The sequence below is a fragment of the Pseudomonas sp. NPDC089996 genome (assembly GCF_044748405.1).
In the GTDB taxonomy this organism is placed as follows: domain Bacteria; phylum Pseudomonadota; class Gammaproteobacteria; order Pseudomonadales; family Pseudomonadaceae; genus Aquipseudomonas.
In genome coordinates this window covers 1-13,224 of record NZ_JBIVGA010000011.1, presented here as the reverse complement: position 1 = coordinate 13,224, position 13,224 = coordinate 1, and the positions used below count along the sequence as shown (strand labels likewise).

The window sequence follows — 13,224 nt, the reverse complement described above, 5'->3', positions numbered from 1 at the left end:
CCTTTCGCGACACAAGGCCGCTCCTACAGGGGAACGCGAATTCCTGTAGGAGCGGCCTTGTGTCGCGAAAGGGCCGCAAAGCGGCCCCAGTGTCTTAAGGCTTGTGCGCCCGCGACAGGAACTCGTGCGACTGCATTTCCAGCAAACGACTCAGCGTGCGCTGGAACTCGAAGCTCAGGCGCCCACCCGTGTACAAGTCCTTCAACTCCACCTCGGCCGAGATGATCAGCTTGACGTTGCGATCGTAGAACTCGTCCACCATGTTGATGAAGCGGCGGGCGATGTCGTCGGTGGTGACGCCCATCTGCTCCACGTTGCTCAGCAATACGGCATGGAAGATCTTGCCGAGCTCGATGTAGTCGTTCTGGCTGCGCGGCCCGTCGCACAGGGCGCGGAAGTCGAACCAGGCGACGTCGTCGCAGGTGCGCAGGGCATTGATCGGGCGGTTCTCGATCATCAGCACGTCGTTCTCGACGGCCTGGGTACACTCAGGCGTCAGCGCCTTGAAGCTGGCACGCATGCTCTGGTGCGCCGCGTCGTTGAGCGGGAAGTGGAACAGTTCGGCCTGCTCCAGGTGACGCAGACGGTAGTCGACGCCACTGTCGACGTTCACCACGTCGGTGTACTGCTTGATCATCGCGATGGCCGGCAGGAAGCGCGCGCGCTGCAGGCCGTCCTTGTACAGGCCGTCGGGGACGATGTTGGAGGTCGCCACCAGCGAGACGCCATTCTTGAACAGCTCTTCCATCAGAGTGCCGAGGATCATGGCATCGGTGATGTCGGACACGAAGAATTCGTCGAAGCAGATCACCTTGGCTTCATCGCTGAAGCGCTTGGCGATGATGGTCAGCGGGTTCTTCTCGCCCTTGAGGGTTTTCATTTCCTCGTGGACGCGCTTCATGAAGCGGTGGAAGTGCGTGCGCATCTTCTGCTTGAACGGCAGCGCTTCATAGAAGGTGTCGACCAGATAGGTCTTGCCGCGCCCTACCCCGCCCCAGAAGTACAGGCCTTTGACCGGCGTCTGCTCCTTCTTGCCGAACAGCTTGCCGAACACGCCCGGCTTGTTGTTCTGCGCGTGCACCAGGTCGTCGTACAGACGCTGCAGGTGACGCACCGCAGTTTCCTGCGCCGCGTCATGGAAGAAGTCGGGACGTTTCAGATCTGCTTGATATCGTTCTAGGGGCGTCATGATTTCGTTAGCGAGGCAACAAAAAACGGGCCGTCACTGTAGCGACAGGCCCGCTTAATGGCAATGCGACTTGCGTCAATATGCCTCATTCAAGGCAGTTTTACGCTGTATGGCACCGGCTTCGCCGGTGATCGCGGGCAAGCCCGCTCCTACAGTGGCTGAAGCGCTACACGCAGGCTTTCGATGGCCGAATCACGGGCTTCGGCGCTGTCGAACTGCGGCCCGTCGGCAACTTGCTCGTCGTTCAGCCACAGGCTGAAGCCCAGGCCGTCAACGCGCACATCGGCGTCACCGCCCTGCTGCAGTTGCTTGCTGACGGCACCGGCACTCTTGCCATCGGCGAAACTGCGCGACAGCAGCAGTTGCTCGCCATCGGCGGCCAGCAGGCGGAAGCGGAAGCTGCCGTCTTCGTCACGGAAGCTGACGAAGCGCGCGCTCTTGGCGGCCTTCTTCTTCACTTCAGTGGTGGCCTGCACGCTGCTGCGGAACGAGCGCAGGCCAACGGCCTCACGCAGCTGCTCGAGGAACGGCGTGGCGATCTTGCGGGCCTTTGCAGCGCCGGCGAGGAGGATGTCCTCCAGGTCTGCCGGGCGCGCGATCAGCTGGTGGTAGTGCTCGCGCTTCTCGGCCAGCTGGCCGTCGAGCAGTTGGAACAGACGCTGCTTGGCCTCGCCCCAACCCAGCCCCTGCAGCAGCTCTTCGCGGAATTCGGCGCACTGCGCCGGCGTCGAGAAGGCCTGGAACAGGGTGAACAGGTGCGAATTGTCGGGATCCTTCGCTTCGCCAGGCGCACGCGAGTCGGTGACGATACGCGAGATGGCGTCTTTCATGTCCTTGGCGCTGGTGAACAGCGGGATGGTGTTGTCGTAGCTCTTGGACATCTTGCGACCGTCCAGGCCCGGCAGGGTCGCCACGCTCTCCTCGATCACCGCTTCCGGCAGGGCGAAGAAGTCATTGCCCTGGCCGAACAGGTGGTTGAAACGCTGACCAATGTCGCGGGCCATTTCCACGTGCTGGATCTGGTCACGGCCGACCGGCACCTTGTTGGCGTTGAACATCAGGATGTCCGCGGCCATCAGCACCGGGTAGCTGTACAGGCCCATGGTCACGCCGGCATCCGGGTCTTCGCCGGTTTCCAGGTTCTTGTCCACCGAGGCCTTGTAGGCGTGGGCGCGATTGAGCAGGCCCTTGGCCGCGACGCAGGTCAGCAGCCAGGTCAGCTCGGGGATTTCGGGGATGTCGGACTGGCGGTAGAAGGTGACCTTCGCCGGGTCCAGGCCACCGGCCAGCCAGGTGGCAGCGATTTCCAGACGCGAGCGCTGGATGCGCAGCGGGTCATCGCACTTGATCAGCGCGTGGTAGTCGGCCAGAAAGTAGAACGAGTCGACACCAGGCTGCTGGCTGGCGACGATCGCCGGGCGTATGGCACCGGCGTAGTTGCCCAGGTGCGGGGTGCCGGTGGTGGTGATACCGGTGAGGATGCGCGTGGTCATGGGTGTTCGCTTATTCAGGCTTGGCTCAGTTCGAAAGGCGCGGCAGCAGCAGATCCTTCAGATCGGTCAGCTTGCCATGGAAGAAGTGTCCGCATTCTGCCACTTTCAGCAGCTCATGGGGGCGCCCCAATGCGTCGGACCATTCGTAAACCAATTGCGGATCCACGACTTCGTCAGCGTCTGGCTGCACCACGACGATCGGGCAGCGCTGGGGCAGCGGGAAGTCGGCGGTCAGGCGCATCACCGCCGGGGCGATCATGAACAGCTGCTGCAGCTCCACGCCTTCGGCTTCCAGGCGCCCGGCCAGGCTGGTGGCGACGAAACCACCGAACGAGAAGCCCATCAGCACCAGCGGCAGTTCCGGGTGCTTCGCGCGCAGCCACGCTGCGGCGGCCTCGGCATCGGCCACTTCGCCGGCGCCCATGTCATGGCTGCCGGCGCTCTGACCGACGCCACGGTAGTTGAAGCGCAGGGTCACGTAGCCGGCATCGCGGGCGGTGCGCTGCAGGGTCGAGACCACCTTGTTGAGCATGGTGCCGCCCTGAACCGGGTTGGGGTGGCAGATCAGCACCGCACCGCGGGCATCGGCCACGTCCAGGTACAAGGCTTCCAGCTGGCCGATCGGGCCGTCGATGAACAAGGGGGTTTCGCGGACAAGCAAGGCACTACTCCGTGACCTCGAAGGGGGTCGTTTCGTCTAGGTGAGGAATTCTGTTCTGATTTGCGATCGCTCGCGGTATACAGCGCAGGTCTGAGCCGTTAACGTAAAGCAAAGCCGTTTATAGAGGAAGGACTCGTGGAACTCTCGCTCCTTGTTTGGTTGTTGCCAACCCTGGCCCTGGTCATCGGTGTGGCGGTCGGTTTCATCGTGGCCCGCCTGCTGCCCAACGCGGCGCCCAGCAATACCCAGCGCCAACTGGATGACATCCAGAAGCGTTTCGACAGCTATCAGAACGAAGTGGTCACCCACTTCAACAGCACCGCCATGCTGGTCAAGAAACTGACCCAGAGCTACCAGGACGTACAAGATCACCTGGCCGAAGGCGCCAACAGCCTGGCCCTAGACGATGTCACCCGTCAGCGCCTGCTGGCTGCCCTGCACTCCGAAGCGGCGCAAGGCCCACGCGACCGCCTGACCCCGCCGCGCGACACCGCCGAAGTGCCACGCGACTACGCGCCGAAGTCGCCTGACTCGCCGGGCATGCTCGACGAGAGCTACGGGCTCAAGCGCTGATCTGCTGAACATGAAGAAGGCCTCGTATGAGGCCTTTTTTTGTGCCCCGGGTCTCGGCTCCTGTGGGAGATTACTCAGCCCTGCGAGCTGCGCTGTAGCAGACGGAACAATGTCCACAAGAGCGCCGCCATACCCTGTGGGCTTTAGCCGCGAAGCAGACAACGCGGTGGATGGCACCGGCTTTGCCGGTGTTCGCGGCTAAAGCCGCTCCCACAGGACCAGGCAACCTAGCTGCAAGCCTTAAGCGCCTGCTCGACATCCTCCAGCAAATCTTCCACATCCTCCAACCCCACCGACAACCGCACCAGTCCCTCCGAAATGCCGTGATGCGCCCGCTCTTCAGGCGTATAGCTGGAATGGGTCATGCTCGCCGGATGCTGCGCCAGCGACTCGGCATCGCCCAGGCTCACAGCACGGGCAAACAATTGCAGGGCATTCATGAAGCGCCGACCGGCTTCGATCCCGCCCTTGAGCTCGAAAGCGATCATTCCGCCTGGCAAGCGCATCTGCCGCTGCGCCAGTTGGTACTGGGCAAACGATGGCAGCCCCGGATACTGAATCAGCTCCACCTGCGGCTGGCGCGCGAGAAACTCGGCGACTTGCTGGGCATTGGCGCAGTGACGGTCCATGCGCAACGCGAGCGTCTTGATGCCGCGCATGAGCAGCGAAGCATCGTGTGGCGACAGCACAGCGCCGGTCATGTCCTTGAGCCCTTCCAGGCGAATCCGATCAATCAGCGCCTTGCGCCCGATCACCAGCCCCGCAGTGATATCACCGTGGCCACTTAGGTATTTGGTCGCCGAATGCACCACCAGGTCGGCGCCCAGTTCCAGCGGCCGCTGTAAATAGGGCGTGCAGTAGGTGTTGTCGACCACGATATGCAGATCATGCCCTCGCGCCGCTTCGGCCACTACCGCAATATCGACCAGTTGCATGTTCGGGTTGGCCGGGGTTTCGAAGTAGATCATCCGGGTCTTGTGGGTGATCGCCGCCTTTAGTGCCTTGCTGTCATTGAGGTCGACATGGCGCACCTTCACCCCGAACTCACCGATGCCATGGTGCATGTAGGCGAAGGTGCAGCCATACACCGTGCGCCCGACGATCAGCTCGTCACCGGGGCGCAGCAAGGTCCACAAGGTCGAGGTAATAGCCCCCATGCCCGACGCCAGGGCCAGGCCTGCCTCGCCCCCTTCCAGCGAAGCCATGCGCTGTTCCAGCAAGGCCAGGGTCGGGTTGGAGATGCGGCTGTAAAAGTGCCCGCCCTCCTCGCCGGCAAAGCACGCCGCGCCATATTCGACGCTGGGGAAGGCATAGGTCGAGGTCTGGTAAACCGGTGGCACCAAGGCGCCGCCGTGGGAAAGCGGGTCGTAGCCATGATGGATCGCGCGGGTGGAAAAACCGGTGTTGTTATGGGGGTTGCGCATGGCAACAGCCTCTGGTGGTTTGCTATAAGCTTATGCCACTGAGCTGCCTGAAATTTTCCAAAATTGCCCATGTATTTGTGCTTTGTTTGGAATGAAAACAACAAATACAAGACCAGGAGGGCAAATTATGCCTTCAAGCCTCGACCACACTGACCGCGCCTTGCTCGCTGCCCTGCAGGACAACGCCCGCCTGACCATATCCGAACTCGCCGACCAGGTTGCACTGACCACCTCGCCCTGTTGGCGACGGGTCAAGCTGCTGGAAGACAACGGCTATATCACTGGCTACCAGGCCATTCTTTCGCCCAAGTCGCTGGGATTCGGGGTGACGGCGTTTGTCAGCATCATGATGGATTCGCATACCAAGGAAATGGCCTTGGCTTTCGAACAAAGGCTGATGGAGATTCCTGAAATTGTGGCGTGCCACAACATCTCCGGGCGGTATGACTTTCTGTTGGAGATACTGGCGCGGGACTTGGAATCGTTTGGGGAATTTACAAGGGAAGTGCTGCAGCGGTTGCCGGGGGTGAAGGAGATCTATTCGAGTTTTTCATACAAAGCGGTTAAGGAAAAGCGGGGGATTCCTGTATCAGCCACACATATTTAATATTTAATCTTAGTACCTCACTCCAGCGCTCGCCGCACCATGTGTCCGGCAACTGCCCCATCCCCACAAAAAATTGAACTCCAAGCAGTTGCTGAACTAGGACTTGGAGTCCTCCACGCTCACTGAAACTACCATTCAAGACTCATGGATAGTCATGCTCCCACTCCCACAGTGGCGACGGATCCTCAGGGTAAAAAGTGACCAATGAATTTACGTACGGGAGGCAGTCGCCCTGGAACAAATCCTACCCGAGGCCAACGCACATCGCCATTGCGACCATCATATATAACGATATTGCCGGAATCAGTTATCGTGAGGTAATTGTTATACCAATAAGACTTATCGAGTGTTTCCGTACTTTGGGCAGACCACAGCCTCCGGTGAGCGGGATCGTACAAGAAACCTGAATTACTTACTACGAACTTCAAAGGATCACGCATTTTCTTATATCGAAATGTAGTGCTATAGGGCTGTTTTTCATCTGCAACCCAAACCACGGTGCCGCTATCCTCTAAAACCAAACTGCCATCCCCACGAAGACGAAGGGTAAACCGTCCATTAGGGGAAACAAGGAACTGTCCTGCGGTCATCGCCTGATTCGGAGGAAGAACTGCCCCTCCATTATTTTTGAAGCTCTGAGATTATATAGCCATCACACACCTCCTATTTAGACCAACCAAAAGTTACGAAGACCCTACACAAAAAGCCAGACAGCAATCATTTCTCAAAATTACCAAATCCCAATATCACAGAACTATGCCAACACTCCTAGCCGAACAGAAAAGCTCCTACAACCCTTAGAGAAAATTCCCACACCATAAAGTAACAACTTCACCTACGAACCTTGCAACAATAGACGCGCACTGAGAAGACAACAAAATTACGCGCTTAAAACTCAGGAATAATACGCGATGAGACTTTTAATAATCCTAACTGCAATCCTAGCCGGCTGCGAAGGAAAGCCTAGCCTTTACCGATTCGACTCCGCCCGGCAATTCCAGTGCGACATGGACCCCTATATGCAGCAATGCGCCAACCATACGATCATCAGACAACATCTCGAGACCGAAGGCGACACCCCAAAGAAACTCGAGCATAACCCCGCTACTGAATCACCATAACTCCTCGATGCATTAATTTGTCCGACCAGGCATCTCCGTACGTAATTTTGAAAACAGAATCAGCTTGCGAATATGTGCGGCACTTCAACGATTAGCACAATTCCACTACAGCGAACACACCGAGGCGGACTTCGTCGAATGCCTCAAAGAGCTCTAGCACGCCAATACAGGGGAGCTGAATGACATACTGTCTTGTTTTATTTAACCGTTTGTATGCGGTAGCAAACAAACCCAGTGAAACAGATTTTATCTACTGCCCTGAAACTGAAACCCAGATGAACTCTAAACGGTGCCGAATACTATCAAGGAGCCGTGCAGGCCACGGCAGTGGAAGATTTATAAACAATGAATCGCAGCCCTCGCTTCGGCGGGGTGTTCGCCGCCGCGTCGCGCGCAATCGATCAGGAGTGATTATTCCTACAACTATTTGGTACATACCTCACCCACAAATAAGCACGTGAAATATTCACATCACAACAAAGCGGAGAGATGATCCCTGTGACATTACCCTATAGAATCGATGCCATGATCTTCCAATTCCCAAATCACATCGCAAGAAAGCTGGCCGAGCAATCCTTTGCAAACTTCGACGATTTCTCCCTTTCCTTTTGAATGGCCCTCGCCGCAGACCCGGTTTACTCCCACCAATTCGTCACCTCGCAACTCAACCGCATCAAGCAAGGCTGGCCGCCCCGCGCACCTTTTGGCGAAACCGCCAAAGGCGTGCGCAACTATCAGATCTGCCACCTCGACCCGCCCACCATGGGCGGTGCGATGTACGACGCCGAGAACCTGCGGATCATGAGTGCCCTGCAGTACGCGCTGTGTTCGGAGGTGGCGTGGTGATCAGTCAAAAGCACAGCCTTGCCGACTACACCTGCGCAGAATTCCGGACGGTGCTCGAAGAACTGCTCCAGGCCAACGGAACTTCGGCCTGGCAGGATCAATTACTGGAACATTTTATCGACATGGCAGAGCACCCAGATGGCTCTGACCTCCTCTACTACCCGGCTAACGAACTGGAGGGATGCGCTATGGCAGTCATCGCTCGTATCATCGACTGGCGTAAATCAAAAGGACTTTGCCTGTTCAAGGACGTGAAATGAAAAAGTCTGCATGGATGTTAATCCTATTTCTATCTGGTTGCGCCGACGGCAGGATCCTCATTCTCCCCGATCGTCAGGACCAGAAATTCGCCTGCGACATGGATCCTTACAAACAAGGATGCGAACGCCATAGTGACTATGACCGGCACTACAATTCGCTCGAGGACACAAAGGGCTAGCTCGGAGGCGCTTCATGGACGGTATAGCGGAAAAGCCGGAGAACACTATCTCCGGGCTAGTTCTGAAGGCCCTGAACAGCTACTCGGAACTGATACGCCAGATCCCCATCGGCACAGTGCTGCACCGCGTTCAGCCCTCCCGTTACGATGCCAACCCCATCCACTATCGCGCTGACTCCGACACACGCTTTGCCGATCCCGCCAGGCAGGTCGGTGTCTATTATCTCGGTTTCACCGAAGAAGTTGCCGTGGCCGAATCTTTCCAGCCTGGGCAGGGTATCGACGAGCAGTCCGTTAGCCTGTGGCGACTTGAGCAGGCATCCCTCCATCGACTCAAGGCAGCACGCGTATTGAACGTGGTTGACGTCTCTGCGCTGGCAAACAAAGCCACTCACCATAAAGTACGAGATATCGTGCAGGCCCGGGGACAAGGGCGGGAGGGGTACGCACTCACCCAAAAATTGAGCCAGGCATGCATGGATATCCGCGAGGTCGACGGCCTGCTGTACCCGTCAGCGGTCTACACGGTGACCGGGTCGATGCATGGGTGCAACCTTGTCTTGTTCGAAGGCCGTGAGTGCCAGGTCAACGCGATAAGCCGCCTGGAAGCCCTGCTAACGAACGGCGAGACTGCTGTAGAGTTTCTCGAGAGCCTGGGTGTAGTCCTGGAGTAAGCATCAAGACAGACCTCTCGTGGGGTCTGTTCTCACTGCCCAGCCATCAGTGCATTTCGGTAATCACGCTTGATGATTTTAAGAGCTGCTGGATCATCCAGCAATTCGAAACGGGGCAATACGTTGCCTGGCTCGCCTGGGTCGGAATAATCCATCCTGCCGACCAGGTGCTGAACAAGCGTGTTCATGGCTTCGGTATCAGCGGGGTCGACATCAACCGACGTAATGATTGCTTCAATAATCAACCTTGGCTTGTTTTCGGCAAACTGAAACGACGGGTAGAACTTCCTGCGGTTACCCGTATTGGTATACGCCAAGAGCTTCCCCGCCTTGGTCTTCTGACTCAGCGCCTGCTTGGTAATACCTAGAATTTCGCAAGCTGCTTTGGAGTCGAGCAGTTCACAGCGGCTGTCTACCCGTTCAAAGGCGCGCGCCTTCATCCTGGCCACTGCTTCCTGATTGCGCGTTGCAATACTGCGCTTGGCTTCAACTTCCACTTTGGCGAGCGCAGCAAAAGCTTTCTCGTCCGCAAGAGCCACGGCTTTTAAAACGACCGCCGCCGACGCTCGCGCAAGATGCTCCTCGAAGCGCTCCCGCAACGCAGCCTTGGCGGCCTCGATATGAGCGAGCGCAGGATGAATGACATCGTGGGTGACCACACTCATGGATCCTCCTCAGGGCCTGAAAAGCCCCTTTGCACTTAGGCTAGAGCGCCGCGCAATACATGTCAACTTGTCAATTAGTCCATATGTAAATCCAGCATGAATCTCACAGAAACAAAAAAACCGCCGAAGCGGTAATGCTGTTCACTTAAGCAATTGGGGCCGCTCTGCGGCCCATCGCAGGCAAGCCAGCTCCTACAGGTACAGCGCAGATTTCAAGATTTGCGCGGTACTGTAGGAGCTGGCTTGCCTGCGATGGGCTGCGAAGCAGCCCCAAGCAGTGTGAGATCAACTCAAGTAAACAGCATTACCGCCGAAGCGGGGTTTTCCACAACAAGCAATACTTAGATCGCGCCACGCTGACGCAGCACATCCAGCACCTGCTTCACGCCTTCTTCAACACTGGTGCTCTGGGTATCGATCACCAGGTCGGCATCCAGCGGCACATCGAACGGGAAGCTCTCACCCGGGATGTTGTCGCCACCGGCAGCGTACAAACCTTGCGGGTCACGCTCACGGCACGCCAGCGGCGAGGCCTGAACGTAAACGGTCACCAGACGCTCCTTGCCGATCAGCGCCTTGGCCTGCTCGCGGCCTTCGGCATCCGGGGCAACGAACGCAGCCAGGGTCAGCAGGCCGGCTTCGTTGAACTGGCGCGCCACGTGGGCGGCACGGCGCCAGTTCTCGGTGCGGCCAGCGCGATCCTGTGGCAGGCCCTTGTTCAGGTCGTGGCGCAGGTTCTGACCATCGAGCACGTACACCGCACGGCCCATGTCGAACAACTTGCGCTCGACGGCGTAGGCCAGGGTGCTCTTGCCGGCGCCAGACAGGCCGCTGAACAGCACGGTGGCCGGCTGCTGGCCGAAGCGCAGGGCGCGTTCTTCGGTGGCCACGTGAGCCTGCTTGCCATGCTGGCCGGTGCCGCCGTGTGGCAGCACTGGCGGGGCGATGATCATGCCGGCGCCGACGGTGCCGTTGGTCAGGCGGTCGATGACGATGAACGCGCCGGTGGTGCGGTTGCTGTCGTAACCGTCCAGGGCGATCGAGGCATCCAGAGCGACCTTGACGCGACCAATCTCGTTCAGCTGCAGCGCGCTGGCCGCGCCCTGCTCCAGGGTGTTCACATCGACCTTGTGGGTGATGCTGGCAATCGAGCCCGGCACGTAGCTGGTGGCGCGCTTGATGTCGTATTTCTTGCCCGGGAGCATCGGCTCCTCGGCCATCCACACCAGCATGGCGTCGAACTGGTCGGTCACCGGCGGCACGTTATCGGCGTGCACCAGCAGGTCGCCACGGGAGATGTCGATCTCGTCTTCCATGGTCAGGGTCACGGCCTGGCCTGGGCCGGCGTTTTCCAGCTCACCTTCGTAGGTGACGATGGACTTGACTCGGCTGCTCTTGCCCGAAGGCAACACGACGATTTCGTCCCCCTTGTGCACCACGCCACTGGCGAGGGTGCCGGCGAAGCCGCGGAAGTTCAGGTTCGGACGGTTGACGTACTGCACCGGGAAGCGCAGGTCGGTGAAGTTGCGGTCGGCCGCGACTTCGACGGTTTCGAGGATTTCCATCAGCGTCGGGCCTGCATACCACGGCGACTGCTCGCTGTGGTTGACCACGTTGTCGCCCTTGAGCGCCGACATCGGCACGAAGTGCAGGCTGCTCGGCTTCAGGTTGATAGCGTCGGCGAACTTCAGATAGTCGGCCTTGATCGACTCGAACACGCCTTCATCGAAGCCCTTGAGGTCCATCTTGTTGACCGCGACCACGATGTGCTTGATGCCCAGCAGCGAGGCGATGTAGCTGTGGCGACGGGTCTGGGTCTGCACGCCGTAGCGGGCATCGACCAGGATGATCGCCAGGTCGCAGGTCGAAGCCCCGGTGGCCATGTTACGGGTGTACTGCTCGTGGCCCGGGGTGTCGGCGATGATGAACTTGCGCTTGGCAGTGGAGAAGTAGCGGTAGGCGACATCGATGGTGATGCCCTGCTCACGCTCGGCCTGCAGGCCGTCGACCAGCAATGCCAGGTCGATTTCTTCGCCGGTGGTGCCGACCTTCTTCGAATCGCGAGTGATGGCCTCGAGGTGGTCCTCGTAGATCATCTTCGAGTCGTGCAGCAGGCGCCCGATCAGGGTGCTCTTGCCGTCATCCACGTTACCGCAGGTGAGGAAACGCAGCAGTTCTTTACGCTCGTGCTGAGCCAGATAAGCGAGGATGTCTTCGCTGATCAAATCGGATTGGTGCGACATGGAGTAACCCTGAAAATTAGAAGTAGCCCTGACGTTTCTTGTCTTCCATGGAACCGGCGCCATCGTGGTCGATGACTCGGCCCTGGCGCTCGGAAGTGCGCGTCAGGAGCATTTCCTGAATGATGTCGGTGAGCGTTTCGGCTTCCGACTCGACAGCGCCCGTCAGCGGGTAGCAGCCGAGGGTACGGAAACGCACCTTCTTCTTGACGATGCGCGCCTTCTCTTCCTCGGACAGGTGCTCGAGGATGCGCTCGTCGTCGATCATGATCAGGGTGCCGTTCTTCTCGATCACTTCACGCTCGGCGGCGAAGTACAGCGGCACGATCGGGATGCCTTCGAGGTAGATGTACTGCCAGATGTCCAGCTCGGTCCAGTTCGACAGCGGGAAGACGCGAATCGACTCGCCCTTGTTGACCTTGCCGTTGTACACGTTCCACAGTTCCGGGCGCTGGTTCTTCGGGTCCCAGCGGTGTTTGCTGTCTCGGAACGAGTAGACACGTTCCTTGGCCCGCGACTTCTCTTCGTCGCGGCGCGCGCCACCAAAGGCGGCGTCGAAACCATGCTTGTCCAGCGCCTGCTTGAGGCCCTGGGTCTTCATGATGTCGGTGTGCTTGGAGCTGCCATGGGTGAACGGGTTGATGCCCTGCGCCACACCCTCAGGGTTGACGTGGGTGATCAGCTCCAGGCCCATTTCCTCGACCATCTTGTCGCGGAAGCTGTACATCTCCTGGAATTTCCACTGGGTGTCGACGTGCATCACCGGGAACGGCAGCTTGCCCGGGAAGAAGGCCTTGCGCGCCAGGTGCAGCATCACGGCGGAATCCTTGCCGATCGAGTACAGCATCACCGGGTTGTCGAACTCGGCGGCCACCTCGCGGATGATGTGGATGCTTTCCGCCTCCAGCTGTTTCAAGTGCGTCAGTTTGTCGACCATGGCTACTCACGAAAAAACACGAAACGATCTTATGGACGGCCTGCGGGCCGTGTTCGAGCGAGCCACTTTATCACAGCGGCTGCTTCTATTTAGGCGGTGGACTAGATCGAAAAAGTCTAACGATATGACTGGGGGTTTGGCTTGGCAGAGGTCCCTGTGGGAGCGGCCTTGTGTCGCGAAAGGGGTGCAAAGCACCCCCAGGGTCTCAACTTCGCTCCCGATATTGCTGGGGCCGCCGTGCGGCCCCTTCGCGACACAAGGCCGCTTGTGTCTTAAGAGGGGATTAGAATCTGAAGTGAGAGCGGTGAATGACAAGCTGAATGCCGCAGGTGCCATGAGCACGAGTGGGAGCACA

12 protein-coding genes are annotated in these 13,224 nt (G+C 58.7%); 5 read left to right on the top strand and 7 right to left on the bottom strand.

Annotated features, from left to right (window positions below; genetic code table 11):
* Positions 1-94: 94 nt before the first annotated feature.
* The 3 genes from zapE to ACIPW4_RS19170 all read right to left on the bottom strand — a co-directional run bounded on the left by zapE (position 95) and on the right by ACIPW4_RS19170 (position 3,343).
* Entirely contained in the window at positions 95-1,189 is a 1,095-nt protein-coding gene (gene zapE / locus ACIPW4_RS19180; protein WP_400660611.1) for a cell division protein ZapE, read from the bottom strand.
* A gap of 149 nt (positions 1,190-1,338) precedes the next feature.
* Positions 1,339-2,682 (bottom strand): tryptophan--tRNA ligase, encoded by a 1,344-nt coding sequence (locus ACIPW4_RS19175; protein WP_400660609.1) that lies wholly within the window; start codon positions 2,680-2,682, stop codon positions 1,339-1,341.
* 25 nt (positions 2,683-2,707) lie between these two features.
* The gene (locus ACIPW4_RS19170; RefSeq protein ID WP_400660608.1) at positions 2,708-3,343 is read right to left on the bottom strand and encodes an alpha/beta hydrolase; all 636 of its coding nucleotides are present in this window, start codon (positions 3,341-3,343) and stop codon (positions 2,708-2,710) included.
* Between the two features lie 135 nt (positions 3,344-3,478).
* Between ACIPW4_RS19170 and ACIPW4_RS19165 the strand changes: the two genes are divergently transcribed.
* On the top strand, positions 3,479-3,916 hold the full coding sequence (locus ACIPW4_RS19165; protein WP_400660606.1) for a YhcB family protein: 438 nt from the start codon (positions 3,479-3,481) through the stop codon (positions 3,914-3,916).
* A 227-nt stretch (positions 3,917-4,143) separates the two neighbouring features.
* On the opposite strand, the gene ACIPW4_RS19160 is transcribed toward ACIPW4_RS19165, so the two are convergent.
* Positions 4,144-5,340, bottom strand: a complete 1,197-nt coding sequence (locus ACIPW4_RS19160) for a methionine gamma-lyase (protein WP_400660604.1) — start codon at positions 5,338-5,340, stop codon at positions 4,144-4,146.
* Between the two features lie 127 nt (positions 5,341-5,467).
* Between ACIPW4_RS19160 and ACIPW4_RS19155 the strand changes: the two genes are divergently transcribed.
* The 4 genes from ACIPW4_RS19155 to ACIPW4_RS19140 all read left to right on the top strand — a co-directional run bounded on the left by ACIPW4_RS19155 (position 5,468) and on the right by ACIPW4_RS19140 (position 9,027).
* Complete coding sequence (locus tag ACIPW4_RS19155) at positions 5,468-5,947, top strand: Lrp/AsnC family transcriptional regulator (RefSeq protein ID WP_400660602.1); 480 nt, start codon at positions 5,468-5,470, stop codon at positions 5,945-5,947.
* Positions 5,948-7,680: 1,733 nt separating this feature from the next.
* On the top strand, positions 7,681-7,914 hold the full coding sequence (locus tag ACIPW4_RS19150; protein ID WP_400660601.1) for an S-type pyocin: 234 nt from the start codon (positions 7,681-7,683) through the stop codon (positions 7,912-7,914).
* Positions 7,908-8,174: a bacteriocin immunity protein gene (locus ACIPW4_RS19145; RefSeq protein ID WP_400660599.1), complete on the top strand. Its 267-nt coding sequence runs from the start codon at positions 7,908-7,910 to the stop codon at positions 8,172-8,174. Before ACIPW4_RS19150 ends, ACIPW4_RS19145 begins: the two co-directional genes overlap by 7 nt.
* A gap of 193 nt (positions 8,175-8,367) precedes the next feature.
* Complete coding sequence (locus ACIPW4_RS19140) at positions 8,368-9,027, top strand: RES family NAD+ phosphorylase (RefSeq protein ID WP_400660597.1); 660 nt, start codon at positions 8,368-8,370, stop codon at positions 9,025-9,027.
* A 32-nt stretch (positions 9,028-9,059) separates the two neighbouring features.
* Here ACIPW4_RS19140 and ACIPW4_RS19135 read toward each other — a convergent pair whose 3' ends face one another.
* The 3 genes from ACIPW4_RS19135 to cysD all read right to left on the bottom strand — a co-directional run bounded on the left by ACIPW4_RS19135 (position 9,060) and on the right by cysD (position 12,869).
* Entirely contained in the window at positions 9,060-9,692 is a 633-nt protein-coding gene (locus ACIPW4_RS19135; protein ID WP_400660595.1) for a hypothetical protein, read from the bottom strand.
* A gap of 341 nt (positions 9,693-10,033) precedes the next feature.
* Positions 10,034-11,935, bottom strand: coding sequence for a sulfate adenylyltransferase subunit CysN (gene cysN / locus ACIPW4_RS19130; protein WP_400660593.1), 1,902 nt, complete (start codon positions 11,933-11,935; stop codon positions 10,034-10,036).
* Between the two features lie 16 nt (positions 11,936-11,951).
* Positions 11,952-12,869, bottom strand: a complete 918-nt coding sequence (cysD, locus tag ACIPW4_RS19125; protein WP_003251799.1) for a sulfate adenylyltransferase subunit CysD — start codon at positions 12,867-12,869, stop codon at positions 11,952-11,954.
* Positions 12,870-13,224 lie beyond the last annotated feature (355 nt).

Bases quoted from the DNA above. Each gene is read 5' to 3' on its own strand.
- ACIPW4_RS19155 (WP_400660602.1), top strand. From the start codon at position 5,468: ATGCCTTCAAGCCTCGACCACACTGACCGCGCCTTGCTCGCTGCCCTG.
- zapE (WP_400660611.1), bottom strand. From the start codon at position 1,189: ATGACGCCCCTAGAACGATATCAAGCAGATCTGAAACGTCCCGACTTC.
- ACIPW4_RS19160 (WP_400660604.1), bottom strand. From the start codon at position 5,340: ATGCGCAACCCCCATAACAACACCGGTTTTTCCACCCGCGCGATCCAT.
- ACIPW4_RS19150 (WP_400660601.1), top strand. From the start codon at position 7,681: ATGGCCCTCGCCGCAGACCCGGTTTACTCCCACCAATTCGTCACCTCG.
- ACIPW4_RS19135 (WP_400660595.1), bottom strand. From the start codon at position 9,692: ATGAGTGTGGTCACCCACGATGTCATTCATCCTGCGCTCGCTCATATC.
- ACIPW4_RS19140 (WP_400660597.1), top strand. From the start codon at position 8,368: ATGGACGGTATAGCGGAAAAGCCGGAGAACACTATCTCCGGGCTAGTT.
- cysD (WP_003251799.1), bottom strand. From the start codon at position 12,869: ATGGTCGACAAACTGACGCACTTGAAACAGCTGGAGGCGGAAAGCATC.
- cysN (WP_400660593.1), bottom strand. From the start codon at position 11,935: ATGTCGCACCAATCCGATTTGATCAGCGAAGACATCCTCGCTTATCTG.
- ACIPW4_RS19175 (WP_400660609.1), bottom strand. From the start codon at position 2,682: ATGACCACGCGCATCCTCACCGGTATCACCACCACCGGCACCCCGCAC.